The organism is Bradyrhizobium erythrophlei, from assembly GCF_042430365.1.
Classification (GTDB): domain Bacteria; phylum Pseudomonadota; class Alphaproteobacteria; order Rhizobiales; family Xanthobacteraceae; genus Bradyrhizobium; species Bradyrhizobium erythrophlei.
Map to the genome: position 1 here is coordinate 16,743 of NZ_JBHMET010000252.1, position 20,427 is coordinate 37,169.

At 65.3% G+C, this 20,427-nt stretch carries 20 protein-coding genes; 11 read left to right on the forward strand and 9 right to left on the reverse strand.

Translation table 11 applies throughout. From position 1 onward, the window contains the following. The first annotated feature begins 42 nt into the window (after positions 1-42). Entirely contained in the window at positions 43-1,662 is a 1,620-nt protein-coding gene (locus tag ACFFWD_RS37755; RefSeq protein ID WP_376974404.1) for a helicase HerA-like domain-containing protein, read from the forward strand. 113 nt (positions 1,663-1,775) lie between these two features. Then, positions 1,776-3,176, forward strand: a complete 1,401-nt coding sequence (locus tag ACFFWD_RS37760; protein ID WP_376974406.1) for a M20/M25/M40 family metallo-hydrolase — start codon at positions 1,776-1,778, stop codon at positions 3,174-3,176. A 146-nt stretch (positions 3,177-3,322) separates the two neighbouring features. On the opposite strand, the gene ACFFWD_RS37765 is transcribed toward ACFFWD_RS37760, so the two are convergent. Both ACFFWD_RS37765 and ACFFWD_RS37770 read right to left on the reverse strand, forming a co-directional pair. Further along, the gene (locus ACFFWD_RS37765; protein WP_376974408.1) at positions 3,323-4,102 is read right to left on the reverse strand and encodes a class II aldolase/adducin family protein; all 780 of its coding nucleotides are present in this window, start codon (positions 4,100-4,102) and stop codon (positions 3,323-3,325) included. A gap of 184 nt (positions 4,103-4,286) precedes the next feature. Continuing rightward, positions 4,287-5,936: a glycosyltransferase family 39 protein gene (locus tag ACFFWD_RS37770; protein WP_376974410.1), complete on the reverse strand. Its 1,650-nt coding sequence runs from the start codon at positions 5,934-5,936 to the stop codon at positions 4,287-4,289. 335 nt (positions 5,937-6,271) lie between these two features. Here ACFFWD_RS37770 and ACFFWD_RS37775 point away from each other — a divergent pair, with 335 nt between their 5' ends. Both ACFFWD_RS37775 and ACFFWD_RS37780 read left to right on the forward strand, forming a co-directional pair. Beyond that, entirely contained in the window at positions 6,272-7,171 is a 900-nt protein-coding gene (locus ACFFWD_RS37775; RefSeq protein ID WP_376974412.1) for a DUF308 domain-containing protein, read from the forward strand. Positions 7,172-7,355: 184 nt separating this feature from the next. Continuing rightward, positions 7,356-7,769, forward strand: a complete 414-nt coding sequence (locus ACFFWD_RS37780) for a Ros/MucR family transcriptional regulator (RefSeq protein ID WP_376974414.1) — start codon at positions 7,356-7,358, stop codon at positions 7,767-7,769. Between the two features lies 1 nt (position 7,770). Here the strand turns inward: ACFFWD_RS37780 and ACFFWD_RS37785 are convergent, their stop codons facing one another. Both ACFFWD_RS37785 and ACFFWD_RS37790 read right to left on the reverse strand, forming a co-directional pair. Then, the gene (locus tag ACFFWD_RS37785) at positions 7,771-8,199 is read right to left on the reverse strand and encodes a SufE family protein (protein ID WP_376974416.1); all 429 of its coding nucleotides are present in this window, start codon (positions 8,197-8,199) and stop codon (positions 7,771-7,773) included. Between the two features lie 90 nt (positions 8,200-8,289). Next, the gene (locus ACFFWD_RS37790) at positions 8,290-8,673 is read right to left on the reverse strand and encodes a DUF5330 domain-containing protein (RefSeq protein ID WP_376974472.1); all 384 of its coding nucleotides are present in this window, start codon (positions 8,671-8,673) and stop codon (positions 8,290-8,292) included. 429 nt (positions 8,674-9,102) lie between these two features. Here ACFFWD_RS37790 and ACFFWD_RS37795 point away from each other — a divergent pair, with 429 nt between their 5' ends. Further along, positions 9,103-10,920, forward strand: coding sequence for a sensor histidine kinase (locus tag ACFFWD_RS37795; protein WP_376974418.1), 1,818 nt, complete (start codon positions 9,103-9,105; stop codon positions 10,918-10,920). Then, positions 10,913-11,623, forward strand: coding sequence for a peptidoglycan-binding domain-containing protein (locus ACFFWD_RS37800; protein ID WP_376974420.1), 711 nt, complete (start codon positions 10,913-10,915; stop codon positions 11,621-11,623). Before ACFFWD_RS37795 ends, ACFFWD_RS37800 begins: the two co-directional genes overlap by 8 nt. 9 nt (positions 11,624-11,632) lie before the next feature. On the opposite strand, the gene ACFFWD_RS37805 is transcribed toward ACFFWD_RS37800, so the two are convergent. After that, positions 11,633-13,276, reverse strand: coding sequence for an ankyrin repeat domain-containing protein (locus ACFFWD_RS37805; protein WP_376974422.1), 1,644 nt, complete (start codon positions 13,274-13,276; stop codon positions 11,633-11,635). A 219-nt stretch (positions 13,277-13,495) separates the two neighbouring features. Here ACFFWD_RS37805 and ACFFWD_RS37810 point away from each other — a divergent pair, with 219 nt between their 5' ends. Beyond that, entirely contained in the window at positions 13,496-13,840 is a 345-nt protein-coding gene (locus ACFFWD_RS37810) for a DUF1491 family protein (RefSeq protein WP_376974424.1), read from the forward strand. Here ACFFWD_RS37810 and ACFFWD_RS37815 read toward each other — a convergent pair. Then, positions 13,837-14,763, reverse strand: coding sequence for a DUF2336 domain-containing protein (locus ACFFWD_RS37815; RefSeq protein ID WP_376974426.1), 927 nt, complete (start codon positions 14,761-14,763; stop codon positions 13,837-13,839). The genes ACFFWD_RS37810 and ACFFWD_RS37815 overlap by 4 nt on opposite strands. Before the next feature lie 297 nt (positions 14,764-15,060). Between ACFFWD_RS37815 and ACFFWD_RS37820 the strand changes: the two genes are divergently transcribed. Continuing rightward, positions 15,061-15,255, forward strand: coding sequence for a hypothetical protein (locus ACFFWD_RS37820; protein WP_376974428.1), 195 nt, complete (start codon positions 15,061-15,063; stop codon positions 15,253-15,255). A gap of 16 nt (positions 15,256-15,271) precedes the next feature. Then, positions 15,272-16,042: a hypothetical protein gene (locus ACFFWD_RS37825; protein ID WP_376974430.1), complete on the forward strand. Its 771-nt coding sequence runs from the start codon at positions 15,272-15,274 to the stop codon at positions 16,040-16,042. Here the strand turns inward: ACFFWD_RS37825 and ACFFWD_RS37830 are convergent. Next, on the reverse strand, positions 16,039-16,899 hold the full coding sequence (locus ACFFWD_RS37830) for a LysR family transcriptional regulator (RefSeq protein WP_376974432.1): 861 nt from the start codon (positions 16,897-16,899) through the stop codon (positions 16,039-16,041). The genes ACFFWD_RS37825 and ACFFWD_RS37830 overlap by 4 nt on opposite strands. Before the next feature lie 93 nt (positions 16,900-16,992). On the opposite strand from ACFFWD_RS37830, the gene ACFFWD_RS37835 reads away from it, so the two are divergent. Next, on the forward strand, positions 16,993-17,823 hold the full coding sequence (locus ACFFWD_RS37835; RefSeq protein ID WP_376974434.1) for an MBL fold metallo-hydrolase: 831 nt from the start codon (positions 16,993-16,995) through the stop codon (positions 17,821-17,823). A 204-nt stretch (positions 17,824-18,027) separates the two neighbouring features. Beyond that, entirely contained in the window at positions 18,028-19,131 is a 1,104-nt protein-coding gene (locus ACFFWD_RS37840) for an IS5 family transposase (protein ID WP_376974436.1), read from the forward strand. 108 nt (positions 19,132-19,239) lie between these two features. On the opposite strand, the gene ACFFWD_RS37845 is transcribed toward ACFFWD_RS37840, so the two are convergent. Both ACFFWD_RS37845 and ACFFWD_RS37850 read right to left on the reverse strand, forming a co-directional pair. Further along, positions 19,240-19,851 carry a DUF1254 domain-containing protein gene (locus ACFFWD_RS37845; protein ID WP_376974438.1) on the reverse strand — a complete coding sequence of 204 codons (612 nt, stop codon included), beginning with the start codon at positions 19,849-19,851 and terminating at the stop codon, positions 19,240-19,242. Continuing rightward, entirely contained in the window at positions 19,848-20,426 is a 579-nt protein-coding gene (locus tag ACFFWD_RS37850) for a DUF1214 domain-containing protein (protein WP_376974440.1), read from the reverse strand. The genes ACFFWD_RS37845 and ACFFWD_RS37850 overlap by 4 nt, the downstream gene beginning before the upstream one ends. Between the last annotated feature and the right edge of the window lies 1 nt (position 20,427).

Below are 20,427 nucleotides of genomic sequence, written 5' to 3' on the forward strand. Positions count from 1 at the left end.
CCCTGGATCGAACCAATCTCATGTGCGCGATGAGGCGAAGCGATGGCGACCTCGGACAACAAGTTGGCCGATACCGACGAGAAGATCTTTATCGGCAAGGGTGAGGAGACGGCCTGGCTGACGCTCGCACTGGCCAACCGACACGGCCTTGTGACCGGCGCGACGGGAACCGGCAAGACAGTGTCGCTGCAGGTCATGGCCGAAGGATTTGCGCGCGCCGGCGTTCCGGTTTTTGCCGCTGACATCAAGGGCGACTTGTCCGGCATTTCCGAAGTCGGCGAAGCGAAGGATTCTATTGTCAAGCGCGCGCAGGAGATGGGGCTGACCTTCCAGCCCGACCAGTTCTCGACGGTGTTCTGGGATGTGTTCGGCGAGCAGGGCCATCCGGTGCGCGCCACCGTCACCGAAATGGGGCCGCTCCTGCTGTCGCGGATGCTCGATCTCAACGACGTGCAGGAAGGCGTGCTCAACGTTGCCTTCCGCGTCGCCGACGAGAACGGGCTTGCGCTGATCGACATGAAGGATCTGCGGGCGTTGCTGGACGCGATCGCTCCCGACGGCAGCAAGAAGGCCGCCGACGACGAGGAGGATCCGCTGGCGCCGATCCGCAAGGCAGCGCAAAGCTACGGCAATGTGTCGAAGGCGACGGTCGGGACCATTCAACGTCAGCTGCTGGTCCTCGAGAACCAGGGCGGTGCGAAGTTCTTCGGCGAGCCGGCGCTGACGCTGAAGGATTTCATGAAGACCGACCGCGACGGCCGCGGCATGGTTAACATCCTCGTTGCCGACAAGCTGATGCAGAGCCCGCGGCTCTACGCGACCTTCCTGCTCTGGATGCTGTCGGAACTGTTCGAGGAGTTGCCGGAGGCCGGCGACCTGCCGAAGCCGAAGCTGGTGTTCTTCTTCGACGAGGCGCACCTCCTGTTCAACGATGCGCCCAAGGCGCTGATGGACAAGATCGAGCAGGTGGTGCGGTTGATCCGCTCCAAGGGCGTCGGCGTTTATTTCGTCACGCAGAATCCGATCGACGTACCGGACAAGGTGCTGGCGCAGCTCGGCAACCGCGTGCAGCACGCGCTGCGTGCCTTCACCCCACGCGACCAGAAGGCGGTCGCCGCGGCGGCGCAGACGTTCCGGCCCAATCCGAAGCTCGATACCGCGCGCGTCATCATGGAGCTCGGCAAGGGCGAGGCGCTGGTGTCCTTCCTTGAGGGCGGCGGCACGCCGTCGATGGTCGAGCGCGTCATGGTGCGGCCGCCGTCGGCGCGGATCGGGCCGATCACGCCGGAGGAACGCAAGGCGATCATGGATGCGAGCCCGGTGAAGGGTAAATACGACACCGCGATCGATGCCGAATCCGCCTATGAGATCATCCAGAAGCGCCTCTCCGGAGCGGCGGCAGCGCCCGAAGGGGGAGGCGGTGGCGAGGGCGGCATCCTCGGTCATATCGGCGCGATCGCCGCCGAGATCTTCGGCACCAATGTCAAGCGCGGCAGGTTGTCCACCGGCCAGGTGATCGCGCGGAACGTCACGCGTTCGGTCACCGACAAGGTGGTCGGCGGCGTGGTCGCCGATCTCGGCAAGTCGGTCGGCGGCTCCGTCGGGAGCTCGATCGGCCGCGCGCTGGTGCGCGGCGCGCTTGGCGGATTGCTGCGCCGATAGCCTCTCGCGCTCGCCAAGGGGGAACGATCGAGGCAAAGCGCTCCGCCGCTTTGCCTCGGGCGGCCGGCGGGCTACAACCTGCGACAACGTCCAACAGCCAGGGAAAACCAGCGATGTCCAACGCCAAGCTTCAGCCGGTCCTCGATCATATCGACGCCGATTTCGACAACAGCCTTGAACGGCTATTCGCGCTGCTCCGCATCAAGTCGATTTCGTCCGAGGCGGAGTTTGCTGACGACTGCAAGGCGGCCGCCGATCATCTGGCGAAGGACATCGCAACCCTGGGTTTTAGCGCCGAGGTGCGCCCGACCGCGGGCCATCCGGCGATCGTCGCCAAGGCCAATGGCAGCACCGACGGCCGCCCGCACGTGCTGTTCTACGGCCACTACGACGTGCAGCCGGTCGATCCGCTGAGCCTCTGGCACCGGCCGCCGTTCGAGCCTGTCGTGACCGACCATGCCGACGGTCGCAAGATCATCGTCGCGCGCGGCGCCGAGGACGACAAGGGACAGCTCATGACCTTCGTCGAGGCCTGTCGCGCCTGGAAGAAGGTAACCGGCTCGCTGCCGGTCGACATCACAATGCTGATCGAGGGCGAGGAGGAGATCGGTTCGAAGAACTTCGTGCCGTTCCTCGAAGCCAACAAGGCCGAGCTCAAGGCCGACTTCGCGCTGGTCTGCGACACCGGCATGTGGGACCAGAACACGCCGGCGATCACGACCTCGCTGCGCGGGCTCGTCTACGACGAGGTCAAGATCAAGGCGGCCAACCGCGACCTGCATTCCGGCGTGTTCGGCGGCGGCGCGCGCAACCCGATCCGGGTGCTGACCAACATTCTCGGCGGCCTGCACGACGAGAACGGCCGTGTCACCATCCCCGGCTTCTACGATGGTGTGAAGGATCTGCCGCCGGACATCCTGGCGCAATGGAAGAACCTCAATCTGACACCGGAAACCTTCCTGAAGCCGATCGGCCTGTCGGTGCCGGCCGGCGAGAAGGATCGTCTCCTGATCGAGCAGGTGTCGTCGCGCCCGACCTGCGACATCAACGGCATCATCGGCGGCTATACCGGCGAGGGCTCGAAGACGGTGATCCCGGCGGAGGCGTCGGCGAAGATCTCGTTCCGCCTGGTCGAAGGGCAGGACCCGGAGAAGATCCGCAACGCGTTCCGCGACTATGTGAAGGCGCGCGTGCCGGCGGACTGCAAGGCCGTGTTCACCGACCATTCCAGCGCGCCGGCGATCGCACTCGACTGGGACATGAAGCCGCTCGCAGCCGCGAGGCAGGCGCTGACCGACGAATGGGGCAAGGAAGCGCTCCTGGTCGGCTCCGGCGCCTCGATCCCGGTTGTCGCGGACTTCAAGCGGACCCTGGGTCTCGACAGCGTGCTGGTCGGCTTCGGCCTCGACGACGACAACATCCATTCGCCGAACGAGAAGTACGACCTCAAGAGCTACCACAAGGGTATCCGCTCCTGGGCGCGTATTCTGGCGGCATTCGCCGACGCCAAATAGCGTTACCGCAAGGCGGCCGCGTCGCCCTCAACGTAAAAACGCCGCCCGGAATTGGGCGGCGTTTGATTCGGTCGTGCAGAGGGGGTTGCACCCAACATAGTCCGAAATCGTGAAACTTCAATGTCGGAGCCGACTGGATCGCTTCGTCAATCCCGGTAACCGGGATTGACGCGGTCGAGTTTGCGCAGCAGAGGCGGCCACACCAGCTGCGTCGAGCGCAGTTCCGCACGGTCCGGGTTGGAGAACAGCTCGGCGTTCTTGTCGATCGCGTGCTGGTCGACCGGATAGGCGATCGGTCCGAGCGCGCGGGTGCGCACCTGCATCGAGCAGGCCCGCTCCAGGTGATACATGCGCTCGAAGGCGGAGGCGACCGAGCGGCCGACCGTCAGCGTGCCGTGATTGCGCAGCAGCATGTGGTTCCTGGTGCCAAGGTCGCGTTGCAGCCGCGGGCGCTCATCGTGATCGAGCGCGATGCCTTCATAGTCATGATAGGCGAGATCGTGGGTGACGAGCTGCGCGGTCTGGTTCAGCGGCAGCAGCCCTTCCGGACAGCTCGACACCGCGGTGCCGTCGATCGTGTGCAGATGGAGCACGCAGCCGGCGTCCTCGCGCACCTCGTGGATCGCGGAATGGATGGTGAAGCCGGCCGGGTTGATGCTGTAGTCGCTCTTCGAAAGCTGGTTGCCGTCGAGGTCGACCTTGACCAGGCTCGACGCCGTGATCTCGTCGAACATCAGCCCGTAGGGGTTGATCAGGAAGTGATGGTCCGGCCCCGGCACACGCGCCGAGATGTGGGTGTCGACCAGGTCGTCCCAGCCGTAGAGGGCGACCAGGCGATAACAGGCGGCGAGATTGACCCGCTGCTCCCATTCCGCGGCGCTGATGTCCGACGGCACTTTCTTCACGCGCGCTTCTGCTGGCGACATGGCCGGTTCCTCCATTGATGGCTGATGCTCGAGCGAGCCTAGCGCTGCCTAAGGCGCGCAGCAAGGCGGCGGGCCGGCGTGACAGTCATGCCAACGAGGGGAGGTGACTACAGGTCATTTCCGAGAAGATCATGCTCAAACAGCGAGGCTAAAGCGCGATGATTCACTCGGAGGTCATCGCGCCTCAGGGCGCCGGGATCGCGAGCAGGCTGGAGATGCTGCGGCCGCGGATGTCGTAGACGCGCGCGAAGACGACATCGTCGCGCTTGATCTCGACCATCACGGGCGCGGTCAGGCCCTTGCAGTAGAATTCGCCGAGCGTCATCGCGAAATCGGCAGCGTGGCTGTCCCAGCCGATGGTGAAGTCGGGGCCGAGCGCGACCTGGGCCGGCCGCTGCGGTCCGCACACCGCGACCTTCCACTTGCGGTTATGCGGTGGGACTTCCTGCCGTTCGGCCAGTTGCTCGCGCAGCCCCTCGGAGGCCTGCTTCAGCGCCAGCCCCCAATAATCCAGCATGAAATAATTGTCGGCGGACCGCACCGTGCCTGCGACGTGGTTGAAGTGCGTATATTGATAGGGATGCAGGCGGATCATTTCGCTGAGCGGCAGCAGCAGGCCGAACGCGAACACCGCGAGCGCGGCCGGCTGCCAGGCGCGGCGGTTCTCGCCGAGCCAGTTCATGCCGCGCGCGAATGCGACGCCGCCGAGCACGGTCATCGGCGGGATCACGAAGATGAAATGGCGGATGCCGTTATAGAGCGCCGGCCGTTTCACCATCGCGATGACGAGCGGCAACGTCGCCGCAAGCGTCAACATCAGCATGATGGTCTTGCGCTGGGCCGGCACGTCCTTGCGCGACAGCGACATGAAGGTGCCGACCACGGCCGCGAACAACAAGGCCAGCAGCACTTCGGGAAGCTGCAGCGCGAACAGCGTCGGCAGGTAGGACCACGGCATGTCGGGCACGGAGACCAGCGCGCCGTCGAACATTTCCTTCCACGGCTTCTCGAAGAAATGCGAGAAGTAGGTGACCGCCTCGAGCGGATGTCCCGGCTCCATGATCGACCAGGGCCAGATCAGGCCCATCACGAGATAGCCGAAGACGAGGCCCGGCAGCAGCACATAGACCACATGCGCGAAGCGATGCGTCGCCTCGCGCGCGCCCTGGCTGCGGAAATCCTCGAGCAGCAGCGGGACGAAGCCGATCGCCGCATAGATCAGCGCAAGGCCGCCGAGCACGCGGCAGCCGAGCGAGAGGCCGGCGCCGAAGCCGACGATCAGGATCGTGCGCGGCGAGGGGGCCGGATATTCTTCCGCGAGACGGACGAGGCCCATCATCAGGATCATCATCGCCACGGCGAATGGCGCATCCTTCGGGTTCATGAACATGTGGCCGTAAAAGGTCGGACACAGCGCCAGCAGGAGCAGCGCGGCGAGCCCGGCCAGCGGGCCGCCGATCCGGCGCGCCAGCCGCCAGGTGACGGCGAGCCCGATTACGCCGACGACCGCCCCGAGCAGCCGGCGCGTCTCGAACAGTTCCAGCGGGATGACCTTGTGCAGCAGCGCGGCCAGCATGTCGAAGCCGCCGCCATACATGTAGAGATTGGCGAACGACAGCGCGCCGGTGTCCTTGAAACCGGACCCGTACATGCGCAGCAACAAATCGGCGTATTCAGCGTGGGTGTAGTCGTCCCAACCCAATCCGTAATCGCGAAATGTCAGACCGGCGATCAAGGCGACCACGCCGAGAATCAGCATGGCGAGATCGTCGCAAGTCTTCTCCACCGAGCGCCGTGCGGGCGTATCGATGACAGACGTCGTAATGGATGACATGGCTAATGGTACCGGCGTCCCTGTGGCCCAGCTTGGCGCTCTAGGGCCTCATTCCCCGGCATCCATATAGCGCAGTTCCCTTTCCGAGTAATTGGCAATTGTGGCGTAATTTCCTGATGCATTGCAATAAATTGGCAGCAATTCGTAGGCGGTAGAATTACGGGCTGGGAGACGCGGCGCTGGGTCGCGGCCGGTCCGGCGATCGACATCTCGTTGCTGCCGGATTTTTAGGGAACTCTGTCTACAATTGGCGGTTGGCGATGGGGACAATATGACGGTATCGTGGCGTCGGCTGCCTGGTGGATTTTCAAGCGGCCCTTCCGGGGGTTAGTTCGATGATGGTTGCTCTGTTGGTCGCCGGTGCAGGCCTGGTGGTGGCGGGCCTGGCGGCGGTCGGCTTTGGAATTCCGTACAAGGAATTTGCGGTTGGCAGCACGTTGATCGTGACTGGTGTGACCGGCATTTGCTCCGGAGCGATCGTGCTTGCGCTGGCCGCCGCCGTCCGGGAGTTGCAGACCATCGCCAGTCGGCTCGGCCCGGTTGCAGTCGCCGCCCGGCCGGAGTTTCCGCTGCCGGCGTCAAGCCCTGCAATTTCTCCGCGCAATCCGCCCCCGGTCGAGGTTGGCTTCCCATTCCCGCGCGACCAGCGCGCTGCCGAGGCGCCTCCGGTAGCCCCCGCGGCGCCGCCGCCCTGGCACGAGGAGGCCGCCCAGCGCGGCACTGCGAGCGAAGTTCCGCCGCCGCTGGTGGCGGCGGCACCGCCAGAGCCGGCCGCAGCGCCGGCCAATCGGCGCAATCTGCTGTTTACGTCAACGTCGCGGAAGGAGCGCGAGCGCGCCCAGGCACGTGCGGCCGAGCCGTTGCCGCCGGACCTGCTGTCGCCGGAGCTGCGTCCAAACCCGCCGGCGTCGCCGTCGCCGGCATCCGAGCCGGCCCCGGCGAGCTTCGATGACGCCTGGCCAAAAACCGAGCGCGCGCGCTCTGTCGACGTCGCGCCACGCCGCAGCGCACGCACGCCCTCGACCTTTAGTGAGGCCAATGACGCCGCGCCGTCGCCCGGCCATCCCCCGCCGCCGCAGGAGCAGCCGCCGGTGACCGTGCTCAAGTCGGGCGTCGTCGACGGCATGGCCTATTCGCTCTACTCGGACGGCTCGATCGAGGCGCAGATGCCCGAGGGCATGATGCGGTTCGCGTCCATCGACGAGCTGCGGTCGCATCTCGAGCAGCGGCCGTAGCCCCGCCAATACTTGGCCAGGGGGCTGCCGCGAAAATAAAGCGCGGCCGTTCTTGTCAGAATCCCGGCAATCCGCTCATATTCGTCAAGTAGTACGGGGACTCTGCAAATGTATTGCCGCGGCCGGATACTGTCCGGTCGGCGCGCCGTGGGGTGCCCGTCGAGATCACGGGGAAGGTTGAACCATGTCCGATGCGCCAGGCAAAAGCCCGGTCGAGCTGACCGCCAACATCGTGTCGGCCTATCTCAGCAACAACCCGACGCCGGCGTCGGACATTCCAAACCTAATCAGTCAGGTTCACGCTGCGCTGTTGCGCGTGTCGACCGGGCGTAACGACGCGCCGCTCGAGCCGGCCAAGCCTGCGGTATCGGCCAAGAAGTCGATCACGCCGGAATATCTCGTGTGTCTGGAGGACGGCAAGCGCTTCAAATCGCTCAAGCGCCATCTGCGCACGCAGTACAACATGACGCCCGAGCAATACCGCGACAAATGGGGCCTGCCGACCGACTATCCAATGGTGGCGCCGAACTACGCGGTGGCGCGCTCGCAGCTCGCCAAGAAGATGGGGCTCGGGCAGCAGGCGCGGAAGAGGAAATAACCTACGCGGTGGCCAGCGCCTCGCGCGCGTCGTTGCGGATCCGCTCGACCATCGAGCGCAGGCCGTTGGAGCGCTGGGGCGTCAGGTGGTCGCGGAAGCCGAACTCGTCGAACAGCGCAAGCGCGTCCGCCGCAAGGATCTCCCGCGGCGTGCGGCCCGAGAACAGCGAAAGCACGATCGCGACCAGGCCGCGCACGATATGGGCGTCGCTGTCGCCGAGATAGCTCAGCCGGGGCTCGCCATTGCCGTCACGGTCGATCCGCTTCGACAGCCAGACCTGGCTGACGCAGCCCTGCACCTTGTTATCAGGGGAATGCTCTTCCTCCGGCAGCGGCGCCAGGGCGCGGCCGAGCTCGATGACATAGCGGTAGCGGTCGTCCCACTCGTCGAGCAGCGCAAAATTGTCCCTGATTTCGTCGATTGAGGTCATCGTGGCCCGCGTCCCGTGTTCAACGGCTTATATAGGAAGGCGGGCGCCGAAAGCGACGAAAATGGAACCGGTTCCGCGCTTAATTTGCGGTCACGGCATAGGCGGCAGGCGGAATTCGATGGCCTGGTCGTCTGACGTCAGCGTGTCGCGGGATGCGGCCACGAACGCGTCCGGATCATTCCCGCCGATCGAGCCGGTGTGGTCGGGCGCCTTCTTGTCGGTGATGATCTGGTACAGCTTGCGCGCCCCTTCGGTTGCGCGCTGGCCGATGACGGTCGCGGCCTGGCCGCCGACCTCGCATGCGGCCGGCTGACGCTTGCAGAACTGGCCCATGTCGCCGACAGCCGCGGTTGCGGCCGACACCGCATCCGATGCGCTGATCTGCGGCAGCTTTTCCGATTCAGGAGTTTTTTCCCTCGGCAGCAGCACGAGCACAAGCCCGAGCCAGAATGCCAAACGCAGCAGGAAAAACATCGCGCGACCCCGGTCGTCTGTTTGATCTTTTGCTTCATGCGGTCGATGCCGCAGTTGGCTCAGGCGTAGCACCGCTGGATAAATCGGAAGTGTTTGCCTTGAGGTAAACTCGCCGAAAAATCGCTGAAAATCCGCCTGATTTGATTCGGCGTAAATTTTCGATTGATGGTCGTTGGAAGTGACGGATTGGCCAGGTCGCGACGCGTGCACGATTTCGAAACCATAGATCGCGCGATCCGGAAACCCGCCGTTCACCATCCTGCTCAAATGCGCGCCGAATGATGTGCGAAATCTTCGCGAATGCACGGTGATTGGTGGCAGGCCGGCGCGCCTTAGCGTTCGCTTAAGTTCGCTCTGACACGTTGACCGCAATGATCAAGGAGGCGTTCCGGCGCGTCTGTGTGACGACCAAGCCGAAGCGCGAGTGATGTGAGTGTTTTGAGTCTCATCCGCGATTGCCTCGATGCGCTGCTGCATCCGTCGGCACGATACGATGCGCTGACGCGTGCGCGCCATCGTGCGTTCATGGCGCCGCGGCTGCTGGGCAGCCTGGCGGCGTTCGCTGCCTTCCCGGCCTATCTCGCCGTGCGCGGCGCGCCCTCGGCGATCGAGGTCGCGGCCTTTGCGTGGCTGATCGCCCCAATTCTGCTGTCGTGGTACCTGTCCCGCACCGGGCGCTATGAAGGCGCCCACGTCCTGTCGTCGCTGGCGCTAGCCGGTCTCGTGATGATGATTGCGGCAACGACCGGCGGCATCGGGTCCTTCGCCACGGTCTGGCTCGTCGTTATCCCGATCGAGGCGGCGCTGTCGGCGTCGCGGCGCGTAGTGGCATTTGCGTTTGCGCTGGCGATGACCTGCGCTGCGCTTCTGAGCATACTCGGCCATTATCATCTGCTGCCGGCGCCCGACTCTGCCCTTGCGACGAACGGGATGCTGGCCGGCTTCGGCGTGGTGTCGGCGATCTTCTATGCGGCGGGGCTTGCCTTCGGCGCCGAGTCGCTGGCGCGCATCAGCGTGGCGCTGCTCTATGTCGAGGAGGACCGCTACCGCCTGCTCGCGCACAACATGAGCGACGTGCTGTCGCGACACAGCCGCAACGGCGCGGTGCAGTTCATTTCGCCGGCGGCCGAGAGCATGCTTGGCGCGCCGGCGTCGCGGCTCTTGGGGCATGGCCTGTTCGATCGCGTCCATGTCGCCGATCGTCCGGCCTATCTCACCGCGCTGTCGGACGCCGCGCGCGGCGGCGAGTCGCGTAGTGTCGAATTCCGCCTGCGTCGCGATACCTCGCGGGCGCAGGACGTCGTCGCGGATTTCATCTGGGTCGAGATGCGCTGCCGTCCGCTCGATCAGGCCTCCGGCGAGGGCGAAGTCGTCGCCGTGATCCGCGACGTGACCGATCGCAAGCTGCAGGAGCAGGCGCTCGAGCTCGCGCGCAACGCCGCCGAGCAGGCGGATGCCTCGAAGACGCGCTTCCTGGCCACGATGAGCCACGAGCTGCGTACGCCGCTCAACGCCATCATCGGCTTCTCCGAGATGATCGCGCAGGAAGATGTGCTGATGCTCGATGCCGCGCGCCGCAAGGAATATGCGCAGCTCATCAACGATTCCGGCCAGCATCTGCTCGCCGTCGTCAACGGCATCCTCGACATGTCGAAGATGGATTCGGGCAATTTCGAGATCTCGCCGGAGCCGTTCGCGCCGCGTCCGGCCCTGGTCAATTGCTGCAATCTGCTGGCGCTGAAGGCGCGCGAGAGCGGCGTCGATCTGGTCACGCGCGCGGCTGACGATCTGCCGGTCGTGAACGGAGATCCGCGCGCGTTCAAGCAGATCGTGCTCAATCTCGTCTCCAACGCCATCAAGTTTACCGAGCGTGGCGGCAAGGTGATGGTGTCGGCCTCGGTCGAGGGCGCGCGGCTCGTGCTGCGCGTGTCCGACACCGGCGTCGGCATCGCCGCCGACGATCTGAAGCGGATCGGCGACCCGTTCTTCCAGGCCGGCAAGACCTATCAGCGCCGGCACGAGGGCACCGGCCTCGGTCTCTCGATCGTCAAGGGGCTGGTCAGCCTCCACCAGGGCGAATTGGGCGTGCAGAGCAAGGTCGGCGAGGGGACCACCGTGACGGTTGCGCTGCCGCTTGCGTTCACGCCGCCTGTCGTGACCGATCCGCCGAGCAAGGTCGCGACCCTGAAGCCTGCGCTGCGGTCCGGATTACAAGAGCAAGCCCATCAGGTGAAGAAAAGTGCCTAGACAAACTCTGGATGACGACGAGACGCCGCGCCGCCGCCGTGGAGCCAAGGCGGTGGCCCTCGAGGCCGAGGAAGAGCGCGGCCTCGTCATGCGTCTGTTGTTGCACAGCCCGAAGGACATGGTCGCGGGCTTGCTGGCGGCGTCCGCCGTCGTTGCCATCCTCACCAACGCCCTGTTCCTGCAGGCCGGCCGCCATCCGTCGCCGATGTTCGGCGGCTCGGTGGTGACGCTGCCGGCTCCGGCTCCGGTCGCGGCGGTTGCGAGCCCCTTGCCGCGTCCGCGTCCGCCGGAAGCGACTGTGCGAGCCGAGCCGGTGGTCGTCGAAGCGAAGCCGGTCGAGACGAGGCCCGTGGAAACGAAACCGGTGGAGACGAAGCCGGTCGAGGCCAGACCGGATCCGATGACCAATCTCGTGGTCAAGTCGACCAATGCGGCGCCGGCCGCCGCGCCGTCCAACGTCGTGCGCCCGCCCGCGCCGATTCCAGCCTCGAATCTGAACGCGGCCGGGAAACGCATCGCGGCGGTGCAGCGCGCGCTGACCGAATATGGCTACGGTCAGCTCAAGCCGACCGGCACGATCGGTGCGGACACGCAGAATGCGATCGCGAAGTTCGAGAAGGCACGCAAGCTGCCGGTGACCGGACAGATGTCCGATCGCCTGGTCCACGAACTTTCCGCGATGATCGGTCGTCCGATCGAGTAGCTCGGGCCTTCACGGCGCGTCGCCGAGCAGGACGTCGCTGACCTCGTCGGAAAACATCTTCCCGCGTCCGGCGATCAAGACCCGGTCCAGATCGTCGCGATCCGGAATGGCGCGCGGCATGCCGTGATCGAGCAGGGCCCGTGCGCAGCCGGCCCAATCGCCGCCTTCGATCGGCTCGTTAAGGGAAGCCCAGGACAGCGTGCCGCAGGCGTTGTCGCCGAAGCCATGTTGTTCGGTCCATTGCGCGCCGTGCTCGAGCAGGAACCGCGTCAATTCGCTGTCGCCGCGGAACACCGCGTGATTGAGCGCCGATGCATCCCAGTCGCCGCCGCGCACCGCGATCGGCCAGCCGAGCCGGACCATCACCCGCACCCCGGCATCGCCGCCTGAAGCGGCGATCTCGGGAAGCAAGCGCAACTGCGCGGCCGAGAGCGCGCCCGGAAGGTCGGGCCGCTCGGCCTGGATGCGGTGCGCCTCGCGCTCGTCGCCGCTGGCGCAGGCTGCGATGAACCGTTCCTCGTCGGTAAGCGGTTCAGGTCCGGTCCGCTCGCGCAAGAGATCGGCGACGTCGGTCAGCCCGAATTGCAGTGCCCACCTGTAGGCGCTGATGCCGCTGGGCGTCGTCATCTTCGGATTTGCCCCTGCATCCAGCAGCGCCGCGATGCACTGGCGCGATCGACGCCGCCGGATCGCCCACATCAACGGCGAACCGCAATCGGACAACGGCGCGTTGCGCGCGGGCTCGTTCGGATCACCGCCGTGCCGGAGCAGCAATTCGAGCGCGGCGACGTTTTCGGCATCGAGGACCTTGTACATCGCGTTGGTGCCGTCGATGCGCGCGCCGTGCTCGAGCAGCAGGCCGGTGGTCACGAAGGCTTCCAGTGAATGATAGAGCGACTCATTGTCGTTGGGATCGGCGCCCGCTTCGAGCAGCAACCGCGTCAGCTCCAGATCGTGGTTGCGCCCGGCCGCGCCGTAGAGCGCCGACAGGGGATGGCGATCATCGGGTTCGCGCAGCGACGCCAGCGGCCAGCGGCTTGAGATGCGCTGATCGGGATCGGCGCCGGCCTGCAGCAGGAAGCGTGCCGAGCGATGCAGGCGAGGGCGGAATTCCGCCAGCTGCAGCAGGCTGGAATGCGTGACCGCAACAAGCGGCGGCAGCATCAAGGCGCCGCCCTGCCGATTGACCCACGCGGGATCATCGGCCACAGCTCGTCGCAATTTGCCCACGTCGCCGATGGCGCATGCGAGATAGGGATCGTCGGCCGCAAGATCTGGATTTTCGGCGAGCATCCTCGCCGCAACCCGCGGGCTGGCGCGATTGGTCGTGCCGTCAACGTCCCCGGCATAGGCAAGCTGGAGCCATCGCCGCACGCGATCGGCCTTGGTCTTGCCGGGAGGCGATTGCGCCTCGATGTAGCGTCGCATGTCCTGCCACGAAGCGAAGCCGCGTTCGCTCGCGAGACATGACCGCGCGTCGTGGAGACGAAGATCAAGCGCGGCGATGTCGGCATCGCCGCGTCCGGCTGCGGCCGGATGCGCTTGTCGAAAGCGGGCCAGCGCCTCCGGCGCCTGCTGCCGGTACAGGCGCATGAGCGCCTTGGCCTGCTTCTTCAGATGTTCGAGATTCAATCGCGCGGGCGATCGTGCCATGGAAACCTCCGTGCATGAATCGCCGATGGTCCACAAAACCGGCTGCACAAAGGCTTGATTTGCCGCTTCAATACTGCAAGTGGGTTCAACCCTTCCCGTGGACCCGGGTGCGGCTTGCACCGCGGCTGTGACGATATGACCAGCACAAGAGGCGGTCAACCTGCTCGGCAAATTATGACGATTGGACGACCAAGCGCGGCTGGCCTATAGGATCGGCGCATGCGATTGAAGTCGAGCATATGGGTGGCCGCATATTTGCGTCGCTGCCAGACAGAAGGTGTCTTCGGCGCCGTCCGCAAGAAGGGTGCTGAGGAAGCCGGGGCCGTGTTCGTCAAGGTGGCGCTGATGGACGGCAATGCGATGCTTTATGCGCCTGCGCCGCAGACCGTTTATGATGACAGCCGTCCGGTCGAGCGGCTGTTTGCTCCGATCGCGCCGCAGCCGGTGCCGGAGTACTCGGTCGAACAGCGATTGGCCAAGGAGATCCGCTTCGATCCCGACGCATGGGTCGTGGAGACCGAGGACCCGGCGGGTCGCCATTTTCTCGACCTAGCGGGAACCTAGCTTCCGGATTTCTGTCCGCGGACGGCCGGCGCGCTGCCGGGCTGCACCGCGGGGCGCGACGGCGCCTGGCGTGCGCGATGACGCTCATCGTCATAGAGCGCGGCGCGGTACTTGGCGCGCGTCACCGCCATGGTCGAGCCGCGCCATGCCGCCAGCATCACCAGCGCGGAGCGCTCGCTCAGGCGATCGTAGAGCCGCGACAGCCGATAGACGTAATTGACCGACGAGCCCGCTTCCGGATTGAGGAACATCAGGATCCGCTGAAACGCGGCGCTCGACACGTCGAGCGACTTCATCGCGCAGGCGAGCGGCTCGCCGCCGGGATCGTTCACCACCTGCGCCGCGATCCGCGCCGGCAGGATCAACGCCTCGCCGAGTTCGAGCGTGAAGCTCTCGACATCCTCGGCGAACGCCGCCATCTCGAGAATATGGATCGCGCGCGCGGCGCGGGCGACCGGAATCCGTGCGGAGGCCTTCAGCGGCGTGTCCTGCAGATTGTGCAGGATCAGCGCGCGCTCGCTCGCGCTGGCGGCAAAGAACATGTCCGAGATCTCGGCCGCATCGTTCGGCCGCATCGACAGGCTCGATGCCATCCGCAGCTCCGCCTCGGTCGGGATCCGTGCCGGCGGGGCCGGTGGTGGGGCGGCTTCGATTGCGGCGGCAGCCGGCATCGGCTGGGCGGGATGGGCGCGCCGCAGCCCGAGCTTGTCGAGGACCGCAACCGGCGTCGCCGGATAGATCGCGAGCCGGGCGCGCACCGCGGCGCGCGTTGCGTCGTCGACCTCGTCGATCAGGCGGGAGGTAAGCTCGACGAACTGCCGCTCCTCATCGGCGGAGTGGGCGCTCGCCTGCACATAAAGGTCGGTCAGCACGCGCAGCAGCGTGGGGCGGATGTCGACGCCCTCGCGGCGGGACAGCGTCATCAGCCCATCGAAGCCGGAAAATAGTGGAGCTGCGCTCATCTCGGGCGTGTACGCGACGTGGAATGGATTCGGGTTCGGAAAGCTGTAACAGCGAGCCTACGCAGGCGGCTTTAAGAGGTGGTTAAGGAAAACAGGGCGTGAAGGCGAACGTTCAAATTTGCGCGTGTCGAATAGGGCACAGCGGCATATCCGTAACCGCCCGCATAGGGGGACTTAAGATGTCGTTAACCATGCGCGTTCTTAATTGAGGCATCGCAGGGCAAATCATGTCCGTGCGGGGGCCAGAGAGAACGGAACATGGGCACCATCATCGAATTTCCGGCGGATGCGGCAACGCGGCGTCCTGCCATGATGGGCGCTGCAGGCGAAGGCATGGGAACCGTGCTGATCCTTCCCGTCGTCCGGATCGAGCGCGTCACCGACGAAACCGGCGGTGGTCGTGGACCGGAAGAGGGGACGGCACCGGGCCGTCGTCGCCGACGGCGCTCCTGATACCGGACATTATGTCATGCCGGAGATCGCGACATGGACCGCTGATCGGCGGTCGTTCCCGGCACTGATCCTGCTGTTGGCGTGCGCCGCGCTTGGCGGCTGCAGCGGCGGCGACTTCGGCCGCACCCGCGCCGACTTCCGCAACGACGACATGCATCGCTGGCTCGGCGTCGAGGCGACCGGCAGCGTCGGCGCGAAGGCCTCGCAGTTTCAGCTGACCGAGAGCGAACGCCAGCTCCGCGACCTTGCCTATCCCTTCATCGAGCCGCCGCATTCACGGCCCGCCTGGAAGAGCGTGTTCGGCGATTACCAGCCGCTGCCGTCGCCGTGGCGGCAGAGGGTGGTGTTCGATCGCACCGCTTACGGGCGCAACCTGATCGACGAGCCGCACCGTTCGCACGCGTCGCGCTATTCGCTTTTGATCGATGACGTCCGCGACGACATTACCCGCTTCGAGCCGTTCTTTGCCACCGCGGCGCGGGTGTTCGAGCTCGACAGCAAACGCAACGCCAGCCTCAACATGGTGTCGGAGCTATCGCCGCGCGAGCGGGATGACGCGATGGCGCGGATGCGGGAGAACTCGCTGATCGTGCAGTGGGTCCAGCAATGCCTGGAGCGGCGGATCTCGTCCTATCGCTGGGCGCTGGAGCGGCTGGTGATCCAGGCGCCCGACGGCATGGCGGCGGACGCCGACCGGCTGATCGGTGAGCTGGCGCGTCTCGCGGCCAATCCGCCTGTCGTCGCGGAGCCGCCAGTCATCGGCCGCGCCGTGGTGTCGAAGGGCTAGGCACGCGTCCTTCTTGACACGCGCCTGGCGCGGCCGGGCTTCGACCGTTGCCGCGGCAATGTTGCGATGAAATCCTTCAGCGCATCCGATGGCGCGCGGGACGCGGGATAGGCAAGGCCGACCTGGCGCGTCACCTCGACCTCGATCGCACGCACCGCCACTTCGGGATTGCTGCGCGCCACGCCTTCCGGGACGATCGCAACGCCGACGCCGGCGGCAACCAGGGCCATCGCCCAGTCCTCCGATTCTGCGATCGCCACCGGTTTGCGCGGCGGCGAGGTTTGCTTGAAGAACTCGTGCTGCTCGCAATGGCAGCGGTCGATCATCGGCACGCCGGCAAAATCGGTGGTGCGGAGCCGCTCCTTCAGCGTGAGGGGATGCGACGGCGGCAACGCCGCAACGTAACGCTCGGTCCACAGCGGGATGAAATGCTCGCCGGCGTCGGTGATGTTCTTCGCGACGATCCGCGCATCCGCCTTCTCGTTTGCCCCTACCAGCCGGAGCGCGAGATCGGCATTGCCAGTCAGCGGCCGCAACAGCGCAATCGTCCTCGCCTGGTCGAGCGTCCGCATCAGCCCGAGCGTCAGCGTGCGCTGCGTCGCAGGCTTCCTGAACAGCTTTCGCGCGGCGTCGGCCTCGTCGATGATGCGGCGCGCGACGGCGTGGAACTGCTCGGCCGATTCCGTCGGCGCCATGCCCTTCTGGTGGCGGATGAACAATGTCGTCCCAAGCTCGGCCTCGAGGTTGGTGATCGCCGCCGAAATCGACGGCTGCGAGATGAAGCAACGCCTGGCCGCGGCGGTCAGGTTGCGCTCCTGGTAGACGGCGGCGAAATACCGGAGCTCGCGGATATCCATAGGTCAATCCTATCGAATACATCGATATAAAATATTTTATCTATGCCGCAGCCGATGGCAAGCCATGCGCTGATTTCAGCGAAGGGTTTTGACATGCGCATCCACCATCTCAACACCGGCACCATGTGCCCGATCGGCAAGCGGCTCGTGAACGGCACCGGCAGCATCTTCCAGCGCGCGCGGATGGTCTGCCATTGCCTCTTGGTCGAGAGCAATGACGGCCTCGTGCTGGTCGATACCGGCATCGGGCTCGACGACATCGCCAGCCCGCCGCGGCTCGGGCGCAAATGGGTGCGGCAGACCACGCCGCGGCTCGACCCGGCCGAGACCGCGGTCCGCCAGATCAAGGCGCTTGGCTTCTCCCCTGATGACGTGCGGCATCTGTTGCTGACGCATCTCGACCGCGATCATGCCGGTGGCCTCCCGGACTTTCCGAAGGCCAAGGTGCACGTCCATCGCAAGGAGCACGCGATGGCAGTAACGCATCAGCTCCCGCCGCCGGACGGGCGCTACATCACCGATCAGTGGAAGCACGGGCCGGACTGGGCGTTTTACGGCGATGACGGCGAAGACTGGTTCGGCTTCAAGGGCGTGCGCGCGCTCGGCGATCGCGAGGGCGACATCCTTATGATTCCGCTTCCGGGGCATACGCTGGGCCATTGCGGCATTGCGGTGCGCGGCAAGGACAAATGGCTGCTGCACGCCGGCGATGCCTACTTCCATCATGCGCAGCTCAACCCCAGGCCGCGGCTGCCGCTCGTGCTCGGCATGTTCCAGCGCCGCGCCGATATGGATCGCGCAACCCGCATCGCGAACCAGGAGCGGCTGCGGCAATTGAAGGCCGCGCATGGCGATGTCGTCACCATCGTCAACAGCCACGATCCCGTCGACTACGAGAGCTGCCGCTGTGGCCGACCACACTAAAGCGCGATGAGATTGGGATGAATCGTCATCGCGCTTTAGATCCTTGTTTGAGCATGATCTCCGCGCAAACGCTTCGCGTTTGTCGCGAGGGAAAACCGCTTCACACTTTTCCGGATCATGCTCTAGCAGGCTGCGAAAAAAGTATCGCGGATCGGCTGCGATTGTGATTCCTTTGTCGCGTTGAATCGGGGCAGAGGATAGCCGATGCGCGGAGAAGATGAGGCGTCAGAAGGCCTGTTTTCGTATGTGAGCTGCTCGGCGCGGGTTCCCAAAGATCACCCCCTGCGGGCCATTAGACGGCTTGTCGATGGAGCACTCGAGACGCTCTCAGGCGATTTCGCGAGGCTCTACGCCAAGCTTGGCCGTCCTTCGATTCCGCCAGAGAAGCTGTTGAGGGCGCTGCTTTTACAGGCGTTTTACTCGGTGCGCTCAGAGCGCCAGTTGATGGAACAGCTCGATTACAATTTGTTGTTTCGCTGGTTCGTCGGGCTGTCGATGGACGCGCCGATCTGGGACGTGACTGTCTTCACCAAGAACCGCGAGCGGCTTCTGGAGGGAGATGTGGCTGCGAAGTTCTTCGGCGCGGTGTTGGACCAAGCCGAGGTGAAGCAACTCCTGTCGAACGATCACTTCTCGGTCGATGGCACGCTGATCGAGGCGTGGGCATCAATGAAGAGCTTCCGGCGCAAGGACGGCAAGGACAAACCGCCGGGTCCAGGCCGCAATGGCGAGCGCGGCTTCCACAAGGAGAAGCGCTCCAACGAGACGCATGGATCAACCACCGATCCGGACGCCAGGCTCTATCGCAAAGGTGACGGCCAAGGCGCCAAGCTCTCCTTCATGGGGCATATCCTCATGGAGAACAGGAATGCCCTTATCGTCGAGACCGAGCTGACCCAGGCCTCCGGCACCGCCGAACGTGATGCAGCCCTTGCGATGATTGACCGTCATTCTCCCGCTGCCAAGCGCATCACGCTTGGCGGCGACAAGGGCTTTGATGTGACCGGTTTTGTCGGCGAACTCAGGGAACGCAATGTAACCCCGCATATCGCCGTCGATGCACATCTCACAAAGACCGGAAAAACACGCAAGACCGCGATCGACGGCCGCACTACCCGCCATCTCGGTTACGCGATCAGTCAGCGCATCCGCAAACGGATCGAAGAAGGCTTCGGCTACATCAAGACAGTGGCCGTCTTGCGCAAGACAAGGCACCGCGGAACAGCGCGTGTCGGCTTCATGTTCACGCTTGCCGCAGCCGCCTACAATCTCGTGCGAATCCCGAAGCTACTGGCGGCCATACCATAATGAGGAACGGGAAAGTGGCGCCTCACCAAGAATGATCCCCGCAAGAGGCAGCACAGATCGCGCCGAACCTGCCAAAAACCCGCAATCAGCGACTTTTTCCGCAGCCTGCTAGCGCTTGCGGGCCGGTGGAGGCGGCGGTGGCGGAGGCGGCGCCTCCTGCTTCGCAGGCGGCGGCTCGGTCTGCACCTTGCAGCTCGCGGCCGCGAGCGAGGCCTGCGCCTGCGGCATCAGGCCGGGCTCCGGCGCCAGCGCCTTCAAAAGGATCAGCCCCGTCGTGGTCGGCGAATCGATGATCAGCCGGTCGGCCGCGGTGACCTCTTCGTCCTCCGGCAATTCGTTGTGCTGCGCTTCCGTCATCAGGTCGAGCTCGATCACCTTCTTGCCGGCGGAGCGATCGTTGATGGCGTAATAGGCAACCTCATTGCGGGTGTAGAACGACACCGACGTATAGGCCTGGCTGACCGGCACCGTGAGCTTGATCGGTCCGCCGGAGAGATCGTAGCGGCAGATCGCCATCGCAAAGGCCGGATCCATGAACGGCATCGGCGAATTGCCGGGCTCGGCGAGCGGCAACTGCGTCACCGCGTTGAGCTTGGTCGCCGGCGTCAGCCGCGAATAGGCGTCCTGCGATGCGATCCGCGGCAGTGCGAGCACGCTGACGAGGTGCACGATGCCGCCGAGCAGCACACCCGCGAGAATCGTGAACACGATGCGGATCATGGGCAGCCCACCGTCGATATCGCGGGCATCGGCGCGTCGCGCTGCGTCCGCGTCGCAACCCCGACCGGCGTGTCGTAGAGCCGCAGCATCAGCGCGTAGCGCTCGATGCCGCCGGTCGGCAGCCAGTTGCCGGCGCGTGAGCGCGAGGCGATGTGGATCTCGAAGGTGCCGTCGGACGCGCGGATGATCTCCTGGCTGGTGAAGCCGTAGCGCTGCAGCGAATTGGCGACCAGTTGGCCCTTGCGGTCGAACAGCGTCAGCGTCCAGAACCGTGCCGCCGGCGTCACGCCGCTGACGACGATGTCGCAGCGCCCGTCGAGTGTTTTCTTGTTGTCGTCGGCGGTGGCCGTGAACGCGATGCCGTCGCCGGTGCCGATCGGCAATTCGCCGCTGCGGGCGATCGTCGCCCGTGAATAGGGATCGACGTCGGAGGTGCCGTTCTTCGGCCGCGCGGTCCAGGCGCCGATCTTGAGCGTGCCGAGATCGGTACCGCGCGTCGCGGTGGCGTAGGTCAAGCCGAGCCCGACAGCGGTGGCGATCACGAGCGCCAGCAAGGTGGTGAGGATCAGCCGCACG